Genomic DNA, 22148 nt, shown 5'->3' with positions numbered 1-22148 from the left:
GTCGGTGGATGTGGCTGCCGGTGCGCCACTATCGCGGTGCCACATCCACCAGCACTCGTACCTGTGGTTCGGCCGCCAGGTGCGAGGCTATCGCGGTCCTGATGCGGTACTCGGGCACCGTCAGCCTCTCCGTCTCCTGAGCGGCATACTCCGACCAATTCTCGAAAGTGCACAGCTCGACGAATGTTGCTCTGGTGCTAGACATCTGCGCACAGGACCACCGTATGGCCCCGAGCCGGAGTCTGGACGAGCGCAGGGGTTCGACGTCGGCGATGAACTGCGTCAGCTTTTCCGGATCGACGACATACGTCGTTTCGACGGTTATCCGGCGGCCGTCGAATTCGGTCGAGAGCACCGGCGGACCTGCCCCTCCCGACAGATCCGGTGCAATCGATTCGCTCGGCAGAATCCCCCGTCTGAGAATCTCTACTGCGGAGACCGACATGGCGGTCGCCGAGACGATCACTGCAGCAACGAGACCGACCGCGTCGGCCAGAAACCCCCACAGGAGCGCTCCTATTGCCTGACTGCCCTGAAAGGTCAGCATCACGAATGCGATGACACGCGACTTTATCCACTTCGGCATCACAGCGTGGGTAGCGATCATCCAGGTGCTCTGGATCGCAACCCACGCCGCACCCACGATGACCAGCAGCACGAAGACCACATTCACCGACGGCACGAGCACGATGCCCGCCAGTACCGCCGCGTAAGCAACCGAACCGATCGCTACGAAGGTGTTCCAGCTCAACCGTCCACGGAGAGGCATCAATGCGACGGTCCCGGCCACCGCACCGATCCCGATGGCACCCGAGAGGACACCGAACTGAACCGACGACGCATGTAGTCGTTCGTATGCCACCACCGGTAGCAACGCCCACAGGGCACTCGCCGGAATTCCGAACGAGATGACCCGCAACAACAGTCGCCGTGTCCACCGCGAATGCCGAATGAACCGCAGACTCACCCCCACCGCGTGGTGTACGGATTCGGTCTTGGGCTTCTTTCCGGATTCGGGCGGCACCTGAGTGACGGCCACGACGACACAGATTGCGAACAACGCGGCAACAGTCGCAAATGCACCGCTCGAACCCCACCATGCGAGTATCGCGCCCCCGATCACCGGTCCGACTGCGCGCGCCCCGTTGAAGATGGCACCGTCGATTGCGGGGACGACTGCCATCATGTCGGTCGGCACCAGATGAGGAAGCAGCGCCTGCCACACGATTGCCACCGACGCGAGTCCGCATCCGGCGAGAAACACGGAGGTAATCAAAGCTGGGGTGGAGGACAGGCCGAGCAGCTGCAGCGCCGTCATGACAACCGACGCCACCAGTAAAGCGATTGCAGTGCCCGCGAGCAACAGTCGATGACCGGCGAACTCCGCGATGGCACCGATCGGTAAAGCCAGGAGAAAGAACGGCGCACTGGCGGCGAACTGGACCGAAGAGACCACCAGCGCGGACTCCCCCGACTCGGTGAGCGTCCACTGCGCAGCGAGAACCAGGATCCACACGCCGACACTGGCGCTCAGCTCGAAGCCCAACATCCGCCGCAACTTCGGAATACGCATCGGCGCAAAGAAACTGATGTGATTCGACGAATTCACCTGTGTCACCTTTCGGACGCGGCCTACACTTGAACCTAATTCAGTTGCGGAAGGATTGTCGCGTTTTCCGCATTACTACATTCGAAGGGACGTCATCGAAGACCATGATCAGCCGAGCACTCTGCCTCGCCGCCCACCCCAGCGGAAAACTCACAACCGAGCATCTGGAGCTGACTGACATCCAACTCGCCCCACTGCTCGATGGCGAAGTGCTGGTACGAAATACGTGGCTCTCGATCGATCCGTCGATTCGACTGCGCCTCGGTGAATCGGCACCGTCCGGGTACCTACCACCCCTCGGGATCGGAGATGCCTTGGTGGGGTTGGCGCTCGGCATCGTCGTCGAGTCACGGCACGAGAACTTCAGGCCCGGGGATCTGGTGTCGCACATGCACGGCTACCGCGACTTCGCAGTGGTCTCCGCCGCGGCCGGCGGATTGGGCGGCGCGGGCACCCTCACCAGAATCGACACCCACGACTGGCCCCAACAGTGGTTTCTCGGTCCGCTGGGTAGTTCCGGCCTCACGGCTTATGTCGGCCTCTTCGAGGTCATGGACATTCGACCGTCCGATACCGTCTGGATCTCGGCCGCGGCAGGAGCAGTCGGCAGTATCGCTACCCAGCTCGCCGCCCACCACGGGTGCACGGTGATCGCGTCCGCAGGCAGCCGACGCAAGGCCGATCACCTGGTCGATGCCCTCGGAGCCTCCCGCTCGTTCGATTACCACGACGGCGGCATGAACAGCCTGCTCGCGCGCGCTGCCCCGGACGGGATCGACGCATACTTCGACAACGTCGGCGGCTCCCACTTCGTCGCTGCGCTCGACGCACTTCGCCCCGAAGGACGCGTCGCGATGTGCGGGGCAATTTCCACCTACGAAACATCGAACACGTTGCCGTCGAACCTGTTTCAGATCACGGCCAAGAGCTTGTCGGTACGAGGATTTCGAGCCGGTTCGTTCGTCCATCTCTACGACAGAATGCGATCCACTGTCGGAAGCCGACTGACCGACGGAACCATGATCTACGAGGAATCGGTCTACGACGGCCTCGAGCACGCCTCCACCGCACTGGTCGACCTACTCAACGGGCGAACGAGCGGAAAGACGCTCTGCCGACTGTGAATCTCCGACGCACCGGCTCAGAGGGGTCCGGCAATCGACCGCACGACGCGCGGCGGCGTCCATTTCTCGCTCAGGGCATCCTCGGCCGGTTGATAGATCCTCAGGACCAGAAAGAACGGATTCTGGGGAGCCGGAAGCCAGGCGTGAGCGGGACTGTCGGTCGTGGGCGGCGATGCGCTCACCGTGATGGTCGACGGTCCTGCGGCTCCATCGCCTCCATTGACCGCTGAACCTGCCGAGTGTTTCTTCCCAGGCGCGTCGTACAACCAACCGGTATCTGCGTCGTACAGCGTGATGCTCCAAAAAGCCTGTGCCGGTGGGGATGTGACGAACTCGATTCCGTATCGATCGCCGCCTTCACACGACAGGCGTTGTCCATCGTTGTCGACATAGGTGTTGTAAGAGCAGTTCTCCTCGACAACGTTCGCGCCGAGACCGACGTAGTTCATGACCGCACGTGCAACAAAGTTGTGCCCGTGGGCACCCTTGCCGAGCACCCGCGTCCAGCCGGAATCGGTGCGACGACCCAGCAGCGATCGAGACCGGGACAACATCGCCATCGCTGTCTCGAAGCCCATTTCCATGCCTTTCCGTGTGGCCTCATCGAGGTCGTGCACAGAAAAGGTGCCCGTACCCACACCGAGATGCCGAAACTGGTGCACGTGGGCTACGTCGGTGAACGGGACTCCGTTCACCGTCATCGACACATCGAGGGCAGCGAAGAACGCCGCCGACGAGACTTCTACCGAACGAGCATCGACCACCGGCCACGCGTGTGCCGACGCGGTCGGTGCGTCGATCGTGACCGCATCCTGCAGACTGTGCACGGTCGGCAGGTCCGAATCTCCGAACGCCTGTATCCGCATCAGGAGCCACGTGATCGGTGTGGCGACTCTGAACACCTCGATACCTTGGGGCACCGAACCGGTCCAGTCCGAACACGCCAAGAGCAACGCACGCGGCTGTTCGGGGTGCGTACGCCGACTGACATTACTGGCGTTGCTGTAGGCGTCCAGGAAATTCAGCGTGTAGTACCGACTACCGAAATCGGGAAGTACGACGACGATCGGTCCGTCCGAAAGGTCCAGCCAGGCATTGGAATACAGCGTGTCGACGTTGGGGACCCGGAAAGCTTGGAAATCTGCACCGGCAATCGTTCGCTCGTGAACCAGAGTGTTGAGCGCCCAAGGTTCGCCGTCTGCAGCCGGGGCACACGCGTCACACATGCTGGCGTACTGATACACCGATGGCAAGCCGTAGACCACAGCGTCCGCGGCCAGCGATTGTGCCCAGTGCTGCCGGTCCAGTGCGTCCGACGGGTGTACATCCGCCGCATCGGTTGCAGCGATCTGATCGGCCGAACTCGGGTCGTAAGTGCGCATCGGTGAAAAGTCCCCTCTCGCAGACGCTGTCGCTGATCCGAACGTCCGTCGCGTTCTTTGTTTGCGGCCTCTCGGCGCGTCGACGCCGTGGATGGTCACTGGAAAGTGATTGACATCACGCAGCATAGTTGCTGAACTGAGGTCAGTTCAAACAGGAGGACAATACATGCGACATCCGGTCCGGACGAAACACATGATCATCGCGATACTCGTGGCCACATCGACCGTCGCGCTCAGCGCGTGCGGCTCGTCGGGCGGCGACACTGCATCGGTGGAGGGAAACTGGGAAGACGTAGTGTCGGCCGCCGAGGAAGAAGGCTCGGTGACGCTCTATTCGAGCCAGAACACCACCATCCTCGACAGCATAAAAGCCGCGTGGAATGCGAAGTACCCCAACATCGCTCTCGAATACGTGCGGGGTACCGACGCGGATCTCAACCCACGCGTAGAGGTCGAGAACAAGACCAAGAAGGGGATTGCCGACGTCCATGTCGTGACCGATACCGCGTGGATCGCCTCCGCTGCGGAGTCCGGGAGTTACTCCCAAGAGTTACGCGGCCCTGGTTTCGACAACCCCGATTACGACCGGGACTCCAGCATCAAGAACAACCGCCTTTTCCTGAACGTCGCGGCTACCTTCGGAATGGGCTGGAACACCGATGCGGCCCCGAACGGCCTGACCGATCCCCGAGATGTTCTCGACCCCGGGTACAAGGGACGAGTCGGAGTCGTCAGCCCTGTCGGCATCGCATCGTACGTCGATCTGTACAGCTTCTACCGCCAGAATTTCGGCGACGATTTTCAGGAACGCCTTGCCGCACAAGAACCGAGAATCTATCCCAGCGCCCTCGTACTCGCACAGGCATTGACGTCGGGCGAGGTTGTCGTGGCACCGATGGTGCAGCCTTTGGTTCAAGAAGTGGCGGCCGGTGCGCCGGTGAACTGGGCTCTCCCCGAGCCATCGTGGGGTACCCCCTACTACGGGCATGTCACGTCGGTCGCGCCACATCCGAATGCGGCTCAGCTTCTGACCGACTTCCTGGTCAGTACCGAGGGACAGACCGCGCAAGCCATCGGAGTGGCGACAGCACTGCCGAACATTGCCGGGGCGACCGCCGACGCACATGACATCGAGGCTCCTGACCCCGAGCAATTGACCAAGCAATACGTAGATCAGCAGTCCGCGGAGTGGGAACAGCAGTTCGTGAGGTAGCAAGCAGAACCGAGCGCAGGCCGTGACGGGATCGCACCGTCACGGCTTGCGCATTTTTCACATCAACGTGACGTGACGGACCAGATGACGAAGGTCAGGGAAATGAGTCCGAGGGCCGGAATCAGTACTGCAATGGCATGAGCACGCAACGGAAATGTCGGCGGTGCACTACTTTTTCCACCGGCAGTACGTGCGGACCTCATCCGCGCGATCCACCCCGAGACCAGCAAAGCCGCTGCGCCGAAGCTGACCAGCACAGCCAGCGCTACCAACGCGGGCTGGCGAGTGTGCGCGCTCAGGCGGAAACCGATCACTGCACAGACCGCGACCGCCGATTCGGTTCGTGCCCAGGCCAGCTCGGTTCTCTCGACCTGCAGACCTCCATCCCCGAGTGCGCCCCCAGGCCGCCCGGAGGGGCGCTCATGACGGGCTCGCCACATCATCACAGGACGGACCACAGCACCAGAACGCCGACCGTTGCGAGAACCGCCGCCAGAGGCAGGGCGATACGGGGAGACGGAAGGGCCTCTGAATTGCGCATGGACTTCTCGGTCCGCGCCCAACCCCACCATGCATGTAGCGGAACACCGATCGACGACAAGATCAGCATCACCGAAGCCACCACACTCGGTGTGGACCCACCGCCGATGTCGAAGACCTGCAGAGCCACCCCGGCTGCCATCAACGCCAGCGACGTCCGGATCCACGCGAGATAGGTTCGCTCGTTAGCAAGACTGAAGCGTGGATCGGGCTCGACACCAACGGAATACACCGACCGGGGAAACCTGCGACGCCCGCTGTCTTTCACATCGACCTCTCGAACTCCACTGCAGTCGCAGTATCGCCGTGTCCAAGCTTTCGCGTATCGCGACCGACGATACGTGTTCGATACTACAGTGGAGGTGAATTCAGTTCACCTCAAGGGAGCCATATGCCGATCGAAATCGAGTCGGAACGTCGCGATCTGCGCGACGCCGCGAGCGCACTCCAGGTCTGGGGATTCCCCGTGATTTTTGCCCAACGCCTCCGGTTGCGGTTCACCGATCCGTCGAGTCCCCACGCGCAGCGACCTTCCACGTCCGCCGGTGCCCCACTCAATTGCCTGGGCCACCAACGTGAACTGTCGAATCCCACGCTGACGGCCGGTGTCGCCCCGAATGTCGACACGTTGTACTCGTTGGCGTTCGTCGACCTGGACTCCGGCACCTTCGAGCTACGGCTACCGGACTTCGGAGACCGTTGCTACAGCGTGCAGATCGGTGAGGCGGACTCGTCCACCAATACGGTTGTCGGACAGAGGACGCACGGGTCTCGCATCCCTCCGATCACGTTGTTCCGACAGACACCCGCACCGGCCGAAGTTGCGGACGGACGGATCGCGTGTCGGTCGAGATTCGTGATGATCGCCATCCGGATTCTCGTCGATCCCTCCCAGGGCGCAGATATGAACGCGGTCAACGATTTACAGAACCAGATCGTTCTGACCGGCCCACCTACACCGCCGACTGCGCGTGCAGATCTCGCCCTGAGCGCCGTCGCCCGTTCCGACGAACTGCGGCGGCCTCTCGACTTTCTCGCCGCCCTCGATCACGCCACCGGCAACCTTGCCGACTCGGACGTACCGACCTGGGTCAGGCACGCGCACCGCCGTCTCGTCGATGCACTCGACGACCCCGTCGAGCGTCGTGACGCCGAGCGGGACATCGCAGACGGCCTAGGGGAAGGCCTCGAAGCGATTGCTGCGCAGGTGAAATCGATGGGCCGAATCGTCAACGGCTGGGCGATCAACGATGCAGGGGCAGACTTCGGAGCAGATCATCTTCTACGAGCCACCGTCGCATGGTCCCAGATCTACATCAACCCTGCGGCTGAGGCGCTCTATCCTGTGTGCGAACAAGACGACGAGGGCCTGCAGCTCACCGGCTCGAACAACTACGCCATCACTTTTCGGGTCGGCCACTTTCCGCCCGCAGACTATTTCTGGTCGATGACCGTCTACCACGCGCAGGGACTTCTCTACGCGAACGAGCTCGACAGGTACGCCATCACCGACCGCACACCGGACTTGAAACACAACGAGGACGGGTCCCTCACCGTACTGGTCCGAAATGGCTGCCCGACAACCGGAACCGCGGCCAACTGGCTGCCCTGCCCACCCGGCGACTTCCGGCTGATGCTCAGGCTGTACGGACCGACACCGAATTCCTGCTGGTCTCCCCCGCCGGTGGTACGACTGCGGTGATCGAATCGTACTGGGTGAGGAACCTGACCGTTGAATCTCGAGCGGCCCTGCGCATTCAAGTTGGTTCTGCTACCGCGCCTTGCAGGCAGCGAGCCGAGGAACCGAAAAGTTGAATCGATACCAACTATCCGACGTGGAGCTGCGATATCCCATGTATTCGAGTGTGAGGGTGCACTCGTTCCACGACCGGTCGGCGTCTCCTGGTGTGGCGGGGCTATCGGCTCCGAGCGCGTCGACGCTGTCCAGATGGACCCCATGTAGCGACTGTGTCAGCGTTGTGACACCGAGCTTCACACACTTCGGTGCGAGACGACGAGCGTGAATGGCGACTTACGAATCAACACAGACAGATCACCCTTGCGCTTGGCCGAGCTCTACCATCGTAATCTCCCAACTACTCTCGAGCCGGACTCTCCACGATGTGTGGGCGAGCCAGAGCAATACGGTTGCGGCCGTTGCGTTTTGCAGTGAAGAGGGCCGCATCCGCAGCGGCCAGTGTCCGGTCGAATATCTCTCGGGGAGAGCTGTGGTGCACTTGCGGCAACGAACCGCCGATGCTGACCGTGATCGCGATGTCGTCGTCGACGTTGTGGACAGCACGACGTAATCTGTCTGCGAACTCGCCCAGGGTCGGTGTCGGATCCGAAACGAGGACGACGAATTCGTCGCCGCCCAATCTCGCGACGATTGCGTGCCGACCGGCAGACATGGTCAGGCGCATCGCCGTCAGTCTCAGTGCCACATCACCTGCGGAATGGCCGTGTTGGTCGTTGACTGATTTGAAGTGGTCGATGTCGATCAGCAGGACTGCGGGGTGGACAGCGCCGTCGCTCGTATCGATTGCTTTGGCCTCGAGGCCCCGCCGGTTCAGCACTCCGGTCAACGGATCCGTCATCGCATCGGACAGGTGTACCCGAGAAGACCTCAACACCGCCCGCGAGTACGCCGACAGCAGTGTGACAGCGCCGTTGATCACGATGACGGCCACCAACATTCGGAGGACGATCGATACGGCGTCGGTCGGGGCACTTGCCAATGCCAGGGCTCCGAGTACGAGCACGAAGACGGTGCTCCACACGACGTGAAGCCAGATCACATTCGGTCGGGCGAAATGGGCAGCGTACGCACCGACCAGCGCGAGCAGCATCGCTCCTTGAAGCGCTGCAAGTGGGTCAGCGTAGGTTGCGGTCACAACGGTGACACCGAGTTCGCAATACACGACGAACCAGTTGTTGACCGGTGCGCGGCGGGACCACAAGTCCATCCGGTAATCGGCTTTGCTCATGATCCATGCAACGGGAATCGTGCTGATGCACACGGCGTAGGTCAGTACGGTGCCGAGGCCGTCGGTGGGCCCGTCCTGGGTGAAGGTGGTGCCGATGCCGACGAGCCCGAACAGCAATGTCTGAACGACGACGCCTATTCGCAGCAGCGGGTCCGGAGATTCGTCGTGCGTCCGAGCGCCCGCCGGAATGTGGTGCGACGCAATCTTTACCGGTGATTCCCGGTGCCTAGCCACAGGAACCGTCTCGCGTCATCTCCGTTCGCCACCGCAGACTGGCTCGGATCGCGCCGCCGACGCTTGCCGTGAAATCGGAAGCAACCTGAGACGAATCGGTCTGTGCAGGTGCGACTTCCGCCAACGGTCGACGAGCCGGGTCGATCGAAGGCCCGGTATTCGGTGATCGGCTGTCGATACCCAACCGAAAGGCGCTGGGCGGGGCCATACGAACTGCGGGAACTCGTTCGGCGTTTCGTGGAACCGACGAACAGTCGATGGTGAGCAGTAGTCGATCGTGGCGGACGAACGTCTGCTTGTCTGCAATGGCAACGTACAAACCGTCGTTCGCCTCGGCCCGCGTGGCCAGTCGCGTGAGAACCCGACGAATACGCTGATGACACTGTGTCCGGTCCGAGCAAACGACCAGCGCGGCACCGTGCACCGACGATCGCGCGCGGTGAGCCTGCTCCGCCAGGGTGGCCCACGCGATATCGTCGTCATCATCGAAATATGTTCGCAACAGCCACAGTTCGGAGTTGTTCGTACCGTCGGCCATGGAGATCCAATCCGAGAACTGTGGGGTGCACCGAACCGTTCGGTCAGGCGGAGGGGACGGCCCGGAGTTGCAGGGGCACGTTGTCGGCCAGAAACGTCAGTTGATCTCGTATCACCGAGGAGAACAGTGGCTCGACGTACGGATCGAAATGGCCACCGTCGTAGGTCCGTACCGTGGCCTTGCGAACCTTTGCCGCGGCGCGCTGTGCGACGGCAGCCGGGGTCACGGAATCGTCGGACGCGATCTGCACCAGTGTGGGGCAGTCGATCGCGGACATCGTGCGGCCTGGGGAATACCGCCAGATCTTCAGCAATATCCGCGCCGCCACGGTCTCCGGGTAGTCGCCGTCGGTCAGGCCCGACTCGAGAACCAAGCGGTCACGCCCTGTCATCGCGTCGGGTGAGACCATCACTGCTCGCGTGCCAGGAAGCCCGACACTGTCGACGTAGTGCGGCGATCGTCCGAGGACTGCGCTGACGCTGTCGCTGATGGCGGCCGGTGCCAGCCGCAACGCCTGCCTGAACCCGGTCGCGCGAACGGCGGCGATGCCGTCGATGTGGGGCACCTGGGCGATGATCGCCGCGAACCGAACGCCGTTGCCCGCCAGCGTGAGTACGTGGCCGCCGGCGAAGGACGTACCCCATCCGACGATTCGGCTCTCGTCGACGCCGTCGAGCGAGCGAGCGAAGTCGACTGCGCTTCGCCAATCGGCAAGCTGCGAATCCACGTCCAACAGTTGGCGGGGTTCGCCGTCGCTGTCCCCGAAGTACCGATAGTCGAAGACGCAGACCACGTAGCCGGCCGCAACGAAACGCTCGGCGTACGCGTAGAGGCGCATCGCCCGGGGAGAGCCGAATCCGTGCGCCATCACGATTGCCGGCAAGTCCCTGGCGGCAGAAGTGTCAGGACGGAAGACCGTAGCCGCGCAACGAACTCCGTCCGACATGAACGATGTTTCGGCACGGGTGAAGCCGGCGTGTTCGTCGGTGGTCATGCGTGTGTCTCTCTGTTCTGCGGCAGGGTGGTGATCGGATCTCACAGCTTGAAAGGGTTGAGGGTTTTACCGAGGTAGTACCCGATGCGAGTCGGAATCGGCTTCGCTGCAGCGGCTGTCACTTTGTTGACCATCCCGGGTACGCATACCGGCGTGCCGTTGTTCACTGCCCGCCATCCTTCTCGGACGACGTCCTCAGGGCTCTGCCACAGAAGAGCGGGCAGCTTGGAGGTCGCTGCATCTCGAGTTCCCATGACGTCGTGGAACTCACTGTGGGTGAAACCGGGACAGAGCGCAGTCACGTGGATGCCGTGCGGCCGCAACTCCATGTCTAGTGCTTGCGACATGTCGAGCACATAGGACTTGATTCCGGTGTACAGCAGACTTGCGCCAGGTGGCAGCAGCGCCGCCAACGACGACAGATTCACGATTCGGCCGTATCCGCGTTCTTTCATGCCGGGCACCGTGAGATGAGCGAGTTCGGTGACGGCAGTGATCATCACCTGTATCTCCGCGGCGTGTGCGTCGAACGGCGCATCTGCGAACGTGGAGTTCCCCGACATGCCCGCGTTGTTGACGAGGATATCGACGTCGACACCGAGGGATGTCGTTTTCTCGAAGATGGCCCGGGGCGCAGAGCGATCGGCGAGGTCCGCAGGCACGACATCGCATCGCACACCGTGCTGGGACGACAGCTCGTCCGCCAGTGCGGTGAGTCGGTCCTCGCGCCGCGCGACGAGAACGAGGTTGTGCCCCTCGGCCGCGAGGTGTCGAGCAAAAGCCGCGCCTATACCCGCTGACGCTCCGGTGATCAGCGCGGTTCTTCCGGTCTTCGACATCGACGAGCCTCCACTCTTGAACGGTATTCAAGGACGGTAGCAGGGTCTTGAAGACCATTCAAGATATGGTTGGTCGTATGCCCAGGAATCGCGGACTTCACGACCGGGAGAGCAAGCGCGAGAACATCGTGACCGCCGCCCGCGAGATGTTCGTGTCCGACGGCTTCGATCGCACCTCGATCAGCCGTCTCGCGAAAGCAGCGGGTGTCACCGCGAACACGCTGTACTGGTACTTCGGCGACAAGGACGACATCCTGGTCGCTGTCCTGACGGCCATCGCCGCCGACGATGCCACGGACTATCTCGACATCGTCGACCTGCCGCTGGCCGACCGACTGTTCTGGCTGGTGGAGCGGCTGAGAAAAGTAGGCCCGCTGGTCTCCACCGTGCACGATCGGGTGACCGAGTCCGAAGCCATCAATCAATGGCACAACGGATTTCATGCCTTCGCGGAGTCGCTGTTCGCCGCCGATATCGACGCTGCAGGCCTGTCCGGTGAGGCGGCCGATGCCATGCTCCGCATCGGTACGTTCGTCGTCGAGGGATTGCTGACTCACACGGCGTCACCTGAAGCCTCCCGAGCAGTCATCGACCAACTCGTCGACACCATCGCACCCGCACCAGGAAGTGATCAACCATGAGTATCGAACCCGATTCTGCGTCGACCGCTCGTCCGCGAGCAACGGCCGACCATGCCGACTCGGAATCGATCATCGCGATTCCGAGTATGGACCCGTTCTATCGGGCACCGGCCGGTTTCGAGCGCGCGGAGCCGGGGACCGTGTTGCGGTCCCGCGAGGTGACCCTCGCGTTGTTCGGCGTCATTCGTCAGAAGGTGTCGGCCTGGCAACTTCTGTACCGGACCACCAGCCTCGACGGGGCAGCGCGTGTCGCGGTCACGACGGTGGTGCTTCCGGTCGGGGACCGACAGCGACCGCAACGCGCTCTGCTGTCCTACCAGTGCGCGATCGACGCCGTGTCGGATCGATGCTTCCCGTCTTACGTCCTGCGGGCGGGCGCTCGAGCCGTCGGCTCCGTACCGCAGTTCGAGTTCATGATCATCCTGTATGCCCTGCGCCGCGGATGGGTTCTGTCCCTCCCCGATCACGAGGGCATGGACGGGCAGTGGGGAGCACCCATCGAGCCCGGTTACTGCGCCCTCGACGGCGTCCGCGCGGCACTGTCTTTCGAGCCGCTCGACCTCACCGACACCACCCCTGTCGCTCTGTGGGGATACTCGGGTGGCGGATTGGCGACGTCATGGGCCGCCGAGGCTGCGGCCGACTACGCCCCTGAACTCGACATCGTCGGCGCTGCACTCGGATCGCCCGTCGGCGATCCCGGGTCTGCATTCTCCCGCCTCAACGGCACGATCTTCGCGGCGCTGCCCGCGATGGTGGTGGAGGGCCTGCGACGTACCTACCCCGTGCTCGACCGCCTCGTTCGCGAACACGTCGCCGCTGCGGGGCTCGACACACTCTCATCCCTCCACCGAAAGACGACAGTCCACGCCGTCATGTCGATGGTGATGCACGATCTGGAGCGGCACCTCGATATCCCGATGGCAGACCTCCTGGCGACACCCGAGATGGTGCAGATCTTCCAAGATATCCAGCCCGGCAAGTCGGCACCCGACTTTCCACTTCTGGTGGTGCAGGCGGTGCATGATCCGATGATCGACGTCGACGACGTGGACGGGCAAGTACGCCGGTATCGCGCTGCCGGAGCGAACGTCACGTACATCCGCGATCGCCTCAGCGAGCACCTGTCGCTGCACCCGATCGCAGCCCCCGTCACTCTGAATTGGCTCGCGGACCGCTTCGCGGGCAAGCCGACCGACGAATCGTCGACGAACACTGTGTGGTCACTGGCCGGATCGTTGCCAGGGTTGCGCGGATTGCTCGGTCTCGCTGTTTCCACCGGACGCGCATTCGCCGGCCGGATCGGTTGATGCACAACCACATCGAAATCCGAAAGCGCCTTACGCGAGCCGGTCAAAGACACCGGTCAGCGACCCGACGGTAAGGCGGACAGAAACAAGCGCAGATCCGCGGCAAGGCGCTCCGGCTCCTCCATCGCCGCAAAGTGCCCACCGTGATCCGGAACCTCGGTCCAGTGCACGATGTCGAACTCTTGTTCCGCAAGGTGCCTGATGCCGATGTCGTGCGCGAACATGATGGCACCGACCGGTTGCGACGGCTTCGCCTGCGGATCGCCCCAGGCCCCTCCATCGGCCGCGTAGACGGTGTGAGCGGCGCTACCGGCGCTCCGCGTCAACCAATACAGGGTGACGTGGGCGAGAATCCGGCTACGGCCGAGGGCACCATCCGGTTCCTCGTCGAACGGGTAGGTCCACGCGCGGAATTTGTCCAGCATCCATGACAACTGACCGATGGGACTGTCGGTCAGAGCAGCACCGATCAGTTGCGGACGAGTCGACTGGATGGAGATGTACCCGAACTCCGACTTCATGAACTCGCCCACACGCCGGTAGCGGTCCAATTCGGTTTCGGTGCAACGCTTCTGCTCCTCCTCGTCGGGTTCTTGGAAGGGTGCTCCGATGGACCCGTTGACATGAATGGCGTCGCAATGCTCCGGATCGAGACGACCCATCGCCGGTGCCACTCCGGCACCGTAGTCGCCGCCCTGCACGACGTACGAGCCGTACCCGAGGCAGCTCATCAATTCGACGAAAGCCTGAGCCACGCGGTCAATACTCCACCCGTCGCCCGACAGCGGCGTGGAGAAGGCGAATCCGGGGACAGACGGCACGATCACGTCGAAGGCCTGAAGATCGACATCGTCCGGCTCGGTCAGCAGCGGAATGAGATCGAGGAACTCCAGGTACGAACCCGGCCACCCGTGACACAGCAGAACAGGAGTGGAGTCGGCTCGCGACGACCGCACGTGCAGGTAGTGGATGCGCTGCCCGTCGATCTCCACCACGTACTGAGGAAACGACGCGAGCTGCTTCTCCACCTCTCGCCAGCTGAAGTCGTCGACCCAGCTGGTCGCCATCGACCGCAGAACGGAGATCGGGACTCCGGTGCTCCAGTCATCGGCACCGAGGGGTTCGGGCAGACGTGCGTCCCGAACGCGCCGGGCCAAGTCGTCGAGCTCCGGCTGCGGGACGTCGACAACGAACGGGATGGGAGCTTCAGTGATTGTCATGACGTCATCATGAGACCTATCGCGGACAGCTACGGTCCGGAATCGACCGTCAGGCTGAAAGCTCGAGCACGACAAGACGAAGCGACAGTTCAGGATTGGAGCCGTCGGGCCAGGTATGGTCCCGTGATGCTGTCCGGGGACGCCGCGACTTCGGCGGGCGTCCCGGTGGCAACGACGGTGCCCCCGTTGTCGCCGCCGCCGGGGCCGAGATCGATGACCCAGTCTGCGGACGCTATGGCGTCCAAGTCGTGTTCCACCATCACCACGGTGTTGCCCGCGTCGACGAGCAGGTGCAATTGACGCATGAGCAGTGCGACGTCGGAGGGATGCAGCCCTGCGGTCGGTTCGTCCAGTAAGTAGAGGGCAGTGCCGCGCCGCGTGCGCTGCAATTCGGCGGCAATCTTGATGCGCTGCGCTTCTCCGCCGCTCAGCTCGGTGGCGGGTTGACCGAGTCGAAGGTAGCCGAGCCCGATGTCGCGCAAGGTCTCCAGACTGCGGGATGCTCCCGTGATATCGGCGAAGAACATCGCAGCCTCGTCCACCGACATGTGCAGCACTTGCGCAATCGTCTTGTCACGCCACATTATTTCGAGAGTTTCCGGGTTGTACCGGTCACCATGACAATTGGGGCAAGGGCCATAGGTGCCGGGAAGGAACAGCAGCTCCACCTCGACAAAACCGTCGCCCTGGCATGTGGGGCATCGTCCGTCGGCGACGTTGAAGGAGAACCGTCCAGGTGCCCATCCGCGGGCCTTCGCCTCATCGGTGGCGGCAAACAATTTGCGGACGATGTCGAACATTCCGACGTAGGTGGCCAGTGTCGATCGGGGGGTTCGACCGATGGGGCGTTGATCCACCCGGACCAGACGGGTGAACGTCTCGATTCCGGACACCTCGGCCACGTCGACTTCGATCTGCGCGTCTTCGTCCTCGTCTGCCGCGGTCTCGAGTCGGTGACGCGCCACTTCGAACAGGACCTGGCTGACGAGTGTCGACTTACCGGAGCCCGACACACCCGTCACTGCGGTCAGCACCGCGTGCGGGAATTCCGCCGTCAAGTCCTGCAGATTGTGCCGGGTGACGCCGGCCAGCGTGAGCCAGCCCTGGGTGGGGCGCGCCTCACGCTGCACGGATTCCGCTCGCCCGAAAAGGTGCCTGCCGGTGACCGACTCCTCGATCTCCTCCAAGCCGGCGACGGGGCCGCTGTAGACGACTCTGCCGCCGCCCTCGCCGGCCGCGGGTCCGATATCGACCACCCAATCGGCGCGCCGGACCACGTCCATGTCGTGTTCGACGACGAACAAGGAGTTTCCCGACGCCTTCAGCTGGTCCAGGACGTCGAGCAGTGGCTCGGCATCCGCCGGATGCAGTCCCGCGGAAGGTTCGTCCAACACGTAGACCACCCCGAAAAGACCGGAACGAAGCTGAGTGGCGATCCGCAACCGCTGCGTCTCGCCGGGCGACAGCGTCGTCGAGCTACGCCCGAGCGCCAAGTATCCCAAGCCCAACTCGAGCAACACGTCGATTCTGGCCAGCAGGTCGGCGGTGATGCGTACTGCCACCTCCGCGGCCTCCCCCGACTGTTCGGCTACCGGGCGCAGAACTGCGGCAAGTTCTGTCAGCGAGAGCGCATTGATCTCAGAGATCGACCGGCCGGCGATGGTGACGGCCAGCGCGTCGGCGCGCAGTCCGCTGCCGGAGCACATCGGGCAGCGGACGGTCTCGGTGAATTGGAGAGCGCGGTCCCGCATACGCTCGCTGTTCGAGTCGGCCAGAACATGCATGACATGGCTGCGGGCGCTCCAGAACTTACCTTCGTAACTGTGGTCGACACGTCCCTCTTCCGGGTCGATCCACACCTTGGGGTGCTCGTCGGTGAAGAGAAGCCACTCTCGGTCCTTCTTCTTCAGCGTGCGCCACGGCACGTCGATGTCGATACCCATGCCGCTGACGATGCTGCGCAGGTTTGCACCCTGCCAGGCACCCGGCCACGCCGCGATCGCGCCCTCACGAATGCTCAACGACGGGTCGGGAACGAGCAGTTCCGTTGTCACATCGTGGAACTCACCCAACCCGCCGCATCGCGGGCAGGCACCGGCGACGGTATTGGGTGAGAACGCTTCCGCCGACAGCAGCGACGCACCGTCGGGATAGGTACCCGCCCGGGAGTAGAGCATGCGGAGCAGGTTGGACATGGTGGTGATGGTGCCGACGCTGGAGCGTGAACTGGGCGAACCCCGGCGTTGCTGCAGTGCAACGGCTGGAGGAAGGCCGGTGATGGAGGCGACGTGGGGTGCGCCCACCTGCTGAAGCAGTCGACGCGCGTAGGGGGCAACAGACTCGAAGTAGCGTCGCTGCGCTTCGGCATACAACGTGCTGAAAGCCAGTGACGACTTCCCGGACCCCGACACCCCTGTGAACGCGACGAAGGCATTGCGGGGTATGTCGACATCGACAGCGGCCAGGTTGTGCTCGGTCGCGCCGCGCACACGGACATACCCATCCCACATTGCGTCCGTCACCGACCGAGCCTAGCTGGCGTCTGCGGTCCGAGGGCCCACACGTCGCGAGATGCGGTGCCTCGGCGACATCGCGCCTCTGCGCATATCGAGGGTATCTTTCTGGTAGGTCTGCTCCTCGCGTCGCGTGCGACGAGCATGAAGACCGCACAGAGGGAGGCGGCATGGCCGAGGAACACTCCACACGGCCGCTGTTTCGCAACGGTGCCGGCAGTGCCGCGCTGATCCTGGGCATCATCGCCCTGTTCTGCGCGTTCGTACCCTTCATCGGCGACTTTGTCGCTGTCCCAACAGGTATCGCCGCTGTGGTGTGTGGGTGGGTCGGCGTGGGCCGGGACGAGGAGGGCCTGGCGACGAATGGCCGCGAGGCCATGATCGGCGCAGCCCTCGGCGGCGCGGCCATGTTCGTGGTGTTCGTGGCGTACGCGGCCACCGTCTTGTGAACCGAGTCGGGGCGAGCAGTGCCACGAACATCTTTGTCATCGGTTGCTGTGCAGGACCTCTCACGCTTTTCACTCGACAGAATCGGCATCCGAGAATACCCGGGATCTGAGACGCCATCCTCGGTAGTGCGACCAAGAATGTTGCGCAGTTGTTGTCGCACTGATTCTTCAGCGATTACTTGCGGTCCGTCGCAAGAATCGGCCAATTGGCACGAATTCGTAAGGCACGTTGTCACAGCGCATGACACCACCCAAGCGGTCAAACGCACTTTCGATCCGAACTCGAGTCCGAGCTTCGTGATCTGTGTCCGGGTCACCGTCGACCTGGACGCGGCAGCGGGCGGGTTCGGGGTGCACCACGTCGTCGACGGGCCGCGGTCAGAGAACCCGCTCGACACGGGAGCCGAAGACCGTGGGGGTGGTCTGCGGAAACGTCTCCATGATTGCGTTCACCGACGCCCTCACGCGGTACGGTGACCGCGGGGATCGGTACGGCTCGAAAACGATATCGGGGGATCATGACTGTGTTCGGTGTGCTCGATCGCGTATTGACTCGACGACTGCCCCTGGAGCCTCCGGACGATCCCCATGCCGCGATCCTTCCGACCCCGATCGACAACGACGACTTCTTCCTCACCCCTCCCGGCATCGAGGACCTCGCACCCGGCGTAGTGATCCGGCAGCGCACGACCCGCGGTCTGGTGCCCCGGCCGCGAACCGCCCTGCATCAGTTCATGGTGCGATCGACCGACGCGCGGGGTCTCCCCGCCGGCGTCACCGCCTCGCTGCTGATCCCGAGGCGGCCGTGGACCGGGCGCGGACCGCGGCCCGTCGTCGCCCACAACGTGGCCATCGATTCCCTCGGAGCCAAGAGCACGCCGTCGTACCGACTCGTGCACGGTGTCGGCGCCGACCTCCCGCCGGTGATGCCGCTCTGGCTCGCCCGCGGATACGCCGTCCTCGTCGCCGATCACCAAGGCCCGCGGATGTCGTACTCCGAAGGTACGATGGCCGGGCATGCCGTCCTGGACTCGCTACGCGGGATGACGGTCGTCGCCCCGGAACTCGCCGACAGCCCGGTGGTGGCCTACGGCTACAGCGGCGGCGCGATCGCCACCACATGGACGGCGCAGCTGCAGCCGAGGTACGCGCCGGACGTGAAGTTGGTGGGTGCCGTCGCCGGTGGAACGCCAACCGACTTCTCGATGCTGCTCGACACCATGAACGGCACCGTCGCGGCCGGCCTGCTGGGTGCGGCGAGCATGGGTCTCGCGCGTGAGCACCCCGAGATGGTGGAGTTGTTCGGTCCGAAGGCGCTGCTGTTGGCGTCCTGGGTGAAGGACATGTCCGTCCTCCCCCTGGCCTTGGGCGGGTTGGCACGCATGCGAATCGAGGACTTGGCGTCCGAGTCCGACCCGTTCGACTCCGACATCGCGCGGCGGGTGATCGCCGCGAACCGCCCGGGCGCCGACGCGCCGTCGGTGCCGGTCGCGTTCTTCCACGGTTCCGCGAGCAAGTGGATCGGCGATCGCTTCATCCCCGAGGTCGGCGTGACAACCCTGATCGAGCAGTGGCGCAGCAAGGGTGCCGACGTGCACTACGAGCCCGTGGCAGGCGACCACTTCATCGGTGCCATGACCGGTCTGCCGTTCGTGTTACGTTGGACTGCACAGCAATTCGAGGTCAACGGTTCGGGCTAGCTCGCCAGCTCCCGAGTTCGGCGTGATAGGTCTGCATCGCGTCGCGGGTGTGGGCGCGCCCCTGACTCGGGCCCGCGTTCGACGTTGCACCACCGACTGTGTCCGTAGATGGGGCCCAGCGCAACGCAATTGCGGTCAAGACCAGAAATATGCTGTGCCGCAGGGTCGATCGGTCGAACGTAGCACCGCTACAGCGGCGACGCTTGCTGGGGCGGATCCGACCGTCGGCCGAGAACGAAGTACGTGATCGGACCGAAGAAATTGACGCATATGACCGCCGCCCAAAGTCGCTTGCTGCCAGCAACCTGTCCGCTACTGCGTCGTGCAAGATCGAGCCAAGCGGCCATAGCCATTGCCACCTGAATCGCGCCGAGAACGACGATGCCGCGGCGACGTCGTTCGCTCATGTCCTTCCACGATCGCGAGCTCGGTTTCGACACGTCGTTCACCCTCCTCTTGTGTGCTTGCAGACAGCCACGATGGATCGCGTAATGCGTTCACATTCTCACTCGAACAGGTTCGTGGACAACCTGTTCCAGGTCTTGCGCACTGCATTCGAGCAGCTGATGAGCAAGATCCGACAGTGCTCGCGCGATGGCAAGCCCATCGCCGATCTCTGGGACCACCGGATCCTCGGGGCTCTTTCGCGCCAGTCCTACCCAGTCAGCTTCGTGTCGTCGCAGGTCCAGTCATCGTCCGTCGCGGCAGATCATGACGGGACAGTGCGCGTGATGAACGAGATTGGAACCGGTCGACCCCAGCACAAGCGAGGCGATCGATCCGCGACCGTGGCTGCCCACGATGACGAGCTGCGACTGCGTGGAAAGATCCACGAGTGCGTGGGAGGCATTCCCCCGGCGCAGTTCGCGTTCGATCTGCACGTCCGGGTATTTCTCGGCCCATCCGGCCAAGCTCTCGGACAGTAGTGCAGCCTCCTCTCGTTCGTAGGCGGCCCAGTCGACGAATCCCGGAAGTGCGACTCCGCCGGCTTTGGACGCCGGGTTCCAGGAGTGAACGGCAACGAGCGCAACCCCCAACGCCGACGCAACCTCGAATGCGTGTCCGACCGCGGACTCACTCGCAGCGCTACCGTCGATTCCGACGACGACCGGCGCGTCGAACGTCGAGCGACTCTCCCGCCATACGACGACCGGGCAGTCCGCATCGTGAGTGACTGCTTTCGCCGTACTTCCCAACAAGAACGAACTGATGGCACCGGAGCCCGAGTTTCCCACCACGACCAATCGCGCCGTATGTGAGCACTCTTTCAGTAACGCGGCGGCAGAAGTGGTGCCGACTTCGGTGCTCACTTCGAGGTGAGGATGAATACCGACCACAGACTCGGACAGGTCGTCGACGATCTTTCGGGCGTTCTCCTTCTGCTGATTCCACACCTCGACGGGCACGACCATGGCCTCCTCGGCCATGTAGAACGTGGGCTCTCGGACTGCGCTCACGAGGTGCAGCGGCGAATGCAATCGGGCCGCCATCTCCGCCGCCCACCGTGCTGCAGCGTCACTGCTCTCCGAACCGTCCACTCCGACGACGACTCGCTGACGATTGGCCAGAACCATGGTGTCCTCTCCGATCTGCGATGGGCGAATGTCCGACAGGATTTCGGCCACTCCGTGCGGACTCATCGGTACGCAGTCCCATTGCATCCCAGGTGGATCGGGCAACCCAGGGTATTACGTCCCCGATTGTCAGGACCTTCGATCGAACCGGCGAGCAGTGCAGACCGTCGTGCCGAATTCAAGGCCTTCGGCACCGTGCGACAGGTCCGAAGCCTCTCGTCCCGTTCGACCCGACCCCAGAGGATCGATGCATGACCACTGCGATCGACCATCGAAAGAATCTCACGGTAGTAGGTGTCGACGGCTCCGTGTCGGCTCGGAACGCTGTGCGTTGGGCTGCCACGGACGTAGTCGGCCGAGACACCACACTGGTGCTCGTCTACGCCGGTGTCGATCAGGACATCACGCGCACCGGAGCACCAGGCGCGAACAGTGGCACCGCGTCGGGTGCTCGTGCTCGTGCGCAGTCCGCGCTTGCCGCCGCCCGCGTCATCGCGCTGTCTATCCTGGGCGACGACGCCGATGTGAAAACTGTGCTGGATCCCGGCCCACCCCACGAGGTGCTGAACGGGTACGCGGACACAGCTCGGATGCTCGTGCTGGGTTCTCGTCGAAAGGGAACCGTTGCGCGGGCAGTACTGGGCTCGGTCAGTACCGATATCGCCACTCACGCACGGTGCCCTATTGCCGTTGTCCCCCAAACTTTCACACGAACGGCGACGGAGTCCGAGACCGCTCCCGCAGTGGTGGGCGTCGACTGTTCACCCAACGATGATGCAGTACTCGACGTCGCCTTCGACCAGGCATCACGACTCGGCGTCCCCCTTCGTGCCGTGCACGCGTACGAGTCGTTACAACCGCGAACCGGGTTCACCCGACACATCGACCTGGGGCCTCGCATGCGTGTCGATTCTGCTCCACAGCGGTGGATCGACCACCTCATCGCCTCGTGGTCCGAGAAGTACCCCGACGTCGAAGCCACCGCTCACGCCACACAAGACAGACCGTCACACGCGCTTCTCGATGACGCATCCCACGCGCAACTCATCGTCCTCGGGGCGAGGAGCCGTGGTGCGATCTCACCGCTGTTCGGCGGATCGACCAGCCGCGCGGTACTCCATCGAGCCGACATCCCGGTCGTCATCGTCCCGGCCTGCGGGGAAAAACTGCAGTGACCTCCAATGCCCCTGTGGCAGCTGCGTTCCCGAAGACTCGGTATCCCTCGGCGAACTCGCCCATCGCGAATCGGTGGGTGATGACAGCGGACGGGTCGAGGGTGTA

At 63.4% G+C, this 22148-nt stretch carries 21 protein-coding genes; 8 read left to right on the top strand and 13 right to left on the bottom strand.

The genetic code is table 11. The features are described from left to right. Positions 1-28: 28 nt before the first annotated feature. A complete protein-coding gene (locus tag MTX35_RS18035; protein ID WP_243596290.1) occupies positions 29-1609 on the bottom strand; it encodes an MFS transporter in 1581 nt (526 codons plus the stop codon). Positions 1610-1713: 104 nt separating this feature from the next. Between MTX35_RS18035 and MTX35_RS18030 the strand changes: the two genes are divergently transcribed. Next, on the top strand, positions 1714-2733 hold the full coding sequence (locus MTX35_RS18030; protein ID WP_243596289.1) for an NADP-dependent oxidoreductase: 1020 nt from the start codon (positions 1714-1716) through the stop codon (positions 2731-2733). Positions 2734-2750: 17 nt separating this feature from the next. On the opposite strand, the gene MTX35_RS18025 is transcribed toward MTX35_RS18030, so the two are convergent. Further along, on the bottom strand, positions 2751-4115 hold the full coding sequence (locus MTX35_RS18025; RefSeq protein ID WP_243596288.1) for a DUF1254 domain-containing protein: 1365 nt from the start codon (positions 4113-4115) through the stop codon (positions 2751-2753). Positions 4116-4281: 166 nt separating this feature from the next. Here MTX35_RS18025 and MTX35_RS18020 point away from each other — a divergent pair, with 166 nt between their 5' ends. Then, positions 4282-5328: an ABC transporter substrate-binding protein gene (locus MTX35_RS18020; protein WP_243596287.1), complete on the top strand. Its 1047-nt coding sequence runs from the start codon at positions 4282-4284 to the stop codon at positions 5326-5328. Positions 5329-5390: 62 nt separating this feature from the next. On the opposite strand, the gene MTX35_RS18015 is transcribed toward MTX35_RS18020, so the two are convergent. Both MTX35_RS18015 and MTX35_RS18010 read right to left on the bottom strand, forming a co-directional pair. Continuing rightward, complete coding sequence (locus MTX35_RS18015) at positions 5391-5768, bottom strand: DUF202 domain-containing protein (RefSeq protein WP_243596376.1); 378 nt, start codon at positions 5766-5768, stop codon at positions 5391-5393. Between the two features lie 2 nt (positions 5769-5770). Then, the gene (locus MTX35_RS18010; protein ID WP_243596286.1) at positions 5771-6100 is read right to left on the bottom strand and encodes a DUF202 domain-containing protein; all 330 of its coding nucleotides are present in this window, start codon (positions 6098-6100) and stop codon (positions 5771-5773) included. 159 nt (positions 6101-6259) lie between these two features. Here MTX35_RS18010 and MTX35_RS18005 point away from each other — a divergent pair, with 159 nt between their 5' ends. Next, positions 6260-7570 (top strand): DUF1214 domain-containing protein, encoded by a 1311-nt coding sequence (locus MTX35_RS18005; protein ID WP_243596285.1) that lies wholly within the window; start codon positions 6260-6262, stop codon positions 7568-7570. Positions 7571-7964: 394 nt separating this feature from the next. Here the strand turns inward: MTX35_RS18005 and MTX35_RS26060 are convergent, their stop codons facing one another. Genes MTX35_RS26060 through MTX35_RS17985 form a run of 4 tightly spaced genes read right to left on the bottom strand, consistent with a single transcriptional unit; the run spans position 7965 to position 11460 of the window. Beyond that, entirely contained in the window at positions 7965-9089 is a 1125-nt protein-coding gene (locus MTX35_RS26060) for a sensor domain-containing diguanylate cyclase (RefSeq protein ID WP_243596284.1), read from the bottom strand. After that, positions 9082-9627: a hypothetical protein gene (locus MTX35_RS17995; protein WP_243596283.1), complete on the bottom strand. Its 546-nt coding sequence runs from the start codon at positions 9625-9627 to the stop codon at positions 9082-9084. The genes MTX35_RS26060 and MTX35_RS17995 overlap by 8 nt, the downstream gene beginning before the upstream one ends. A 43-nt stretch (positions 9628-9670) precedes the next feature. After that, complete coding sequence (locus MTX35_RS17990; RefSeq protein ID WP_243596282.1) at positions 9671-10621, bottom strand: alpha/beta hydrolase; 951 nt, start codon at positions 10619-10621, stop codon at positions 9671-9673. A gap of 41 nt (positions 10622-10662) precedes the next feature. Beyond that, positions 10663-11460 (bottom strand): SDR family oxidoreductase, encoded by a 798-nt coding sequence (locus tag MTX35_RS17985; protein WP_243596281.1) that lies wholly within the window; start codon positions 11458-11460, stop codon positions 10663-10665. 77 nt (positions 11461-11537) lie between these two features. Between MTX35_RS17985 and MTX35_RS17980 the strand changes: the two genes are divergently transcribed. Then, a complete protein-coding gene (locus tag MTX35_RS17980; RefSeq protein ID WP_243596280.1) occupies positions 11538-12101 on the top strand; it encodes a TetR/AcrR family transcriptional regulator in 564 nt (187 codons plus the stop codon). Continuing rightward, a complete protein-coding gene (locus tag MTX35_RS17975; protein ID WP_243596279.1) occupies positions 12098-13411 on the top strand; it encodes a lipase family protein in 1314 nt (437 codons plus the stop codon). Before MTX35_RS17980 ends, MTX35_RS17975 begins: the two co-directional genes overlap by 4 nt. Before the next feature lie 56 nt (positions 13412-13467). Here the strand turns inward: MTX35_RS17975 and MTX35_RS17970 are convergent, their stop codons facing one another. Continuing rightward, complete coding sequence (locus MTX35_RS17970; RefSeq protein ID WP_243596278.1) at positions 13468-14631, bottom strand: epoxide hydrolase family protein; 1164 nt, start codon at positions 14629-14631, stop codon at positions 13468-13470. Positions 14632-14720: 89 nt separating this feature from the next. Further along, positions 14721-17141 carry an excinuclease ABC subunit UvrA gene (gene uvrA / locus MTX35_RS17965; protein WP_243596375.1) on the bottom strand — a complete coding sequence of 807 codons (2421 nt, stop codon included), beginning with the start codon at positions 17139-17141 and terminating at the stop codon, positions 14721-14723. Positions 17142-17314: 173 nt separating this feature from the next. On the opposite strand from uvrA, the gene MTX35_RS17960 reads away from it, so the two are divergent. Further along, complete coding sequence (locus MTX35_RS17960) at positions 17315-17593, top strand: hypothetical protein (RefSeq protein ID WP_243596277.1); 279 nt, start codon at positions 17315-17317, stop codon at positions 17591-17593. A gap of 518 nt (positions 17594-18111) precedes the next feature. Further along, the gene (locus MTX35_RS17955) at positions 18112-19293 is read left to right on the top strand and encodes a lipase family protein (RefSeq protein ID WP_243596276.1); all 1182 of its coding nucleotides are present in this window, start codon (positions 18112-18114) and stop codon (positions 19291-19293) included. 188 nt (positions 19294-19481) lie between these two features. On the opposite strand, the gene MTX35_RS17950 is transcribed toward MTX35_RS17955, so the two are convergent. The 3 genes from MTX35_RS17950 to MTX35_RS17940 all read right to left on the bottom strand — a co-directional run bounded on the left by MTX35_RS17950 (position 19482) and on the right by MTX35_RS17940 (position 20933). After that, entirely contained in the window at positions 19482-19700 is a 219-nt protein-coding gene (locus MTX35_RS17950) for a PLDc N-terminal domain-containing protein (RefSeq protein WP_243596275.1), read from the bottom strand. A 90-nt stretch (positions 19701-19790) separates the two neighbouring features. Next, positions 19791-19919: a dsRBD fold-containing protein gene (locus MTX35_RS17945; protein WP_243596274.1), complete on the bottom strand. Its 129-nt coding sequence runs from the start codon at positions 19917-19919 to the stop codon at positions 19791-19793. Between the two features lie 63 nt (positions 19920-19982). Continuing rightward, positions 19983-20933 carry a universal stress protein gene (locus MTX35_RS17940; RefSeq protein WP_243596273.1) on the bottom strand — a complete coding sequence of 317 codons (951 nt, stop codon included), beginning with the start codon at positions 20931-20933 and terminating at the stop codon, positions 19983-19985. Between the two features lie 185 nt (positions 20934-21118). On the opposite strand from MTX35_RS17940, the gene MTX35_RS17935 reads away from it, so the two are divergent. Further along, complete coding sequence (locus tag MTX35_RS17935; RefSeq protein WP_243596272.1) at positions 21119-22042, top strand: universal stress protein; 924 nt, start codon at positions 21119-21121, stop codon at positions 22040-22042. Positions 22043-22148 lie beyond the last annotated feature (106 nt).

Origin of the sequence: Rhodococcus sp. ARC_M12 (assembly GCF_022810385.1) — a bacterium.
Taxonomy (GTDB): Bacteria; Actinomycetota; Actinomycetes; order Mycobacteriales; family Mycobacteriaceae; genus Rhodococcoides; species Rhodococcoides navarretei.
Note: the sequence above shows the minus strand (reverse complement) of the source record. Positions and strands in the feature narration are given on the sequence as shown.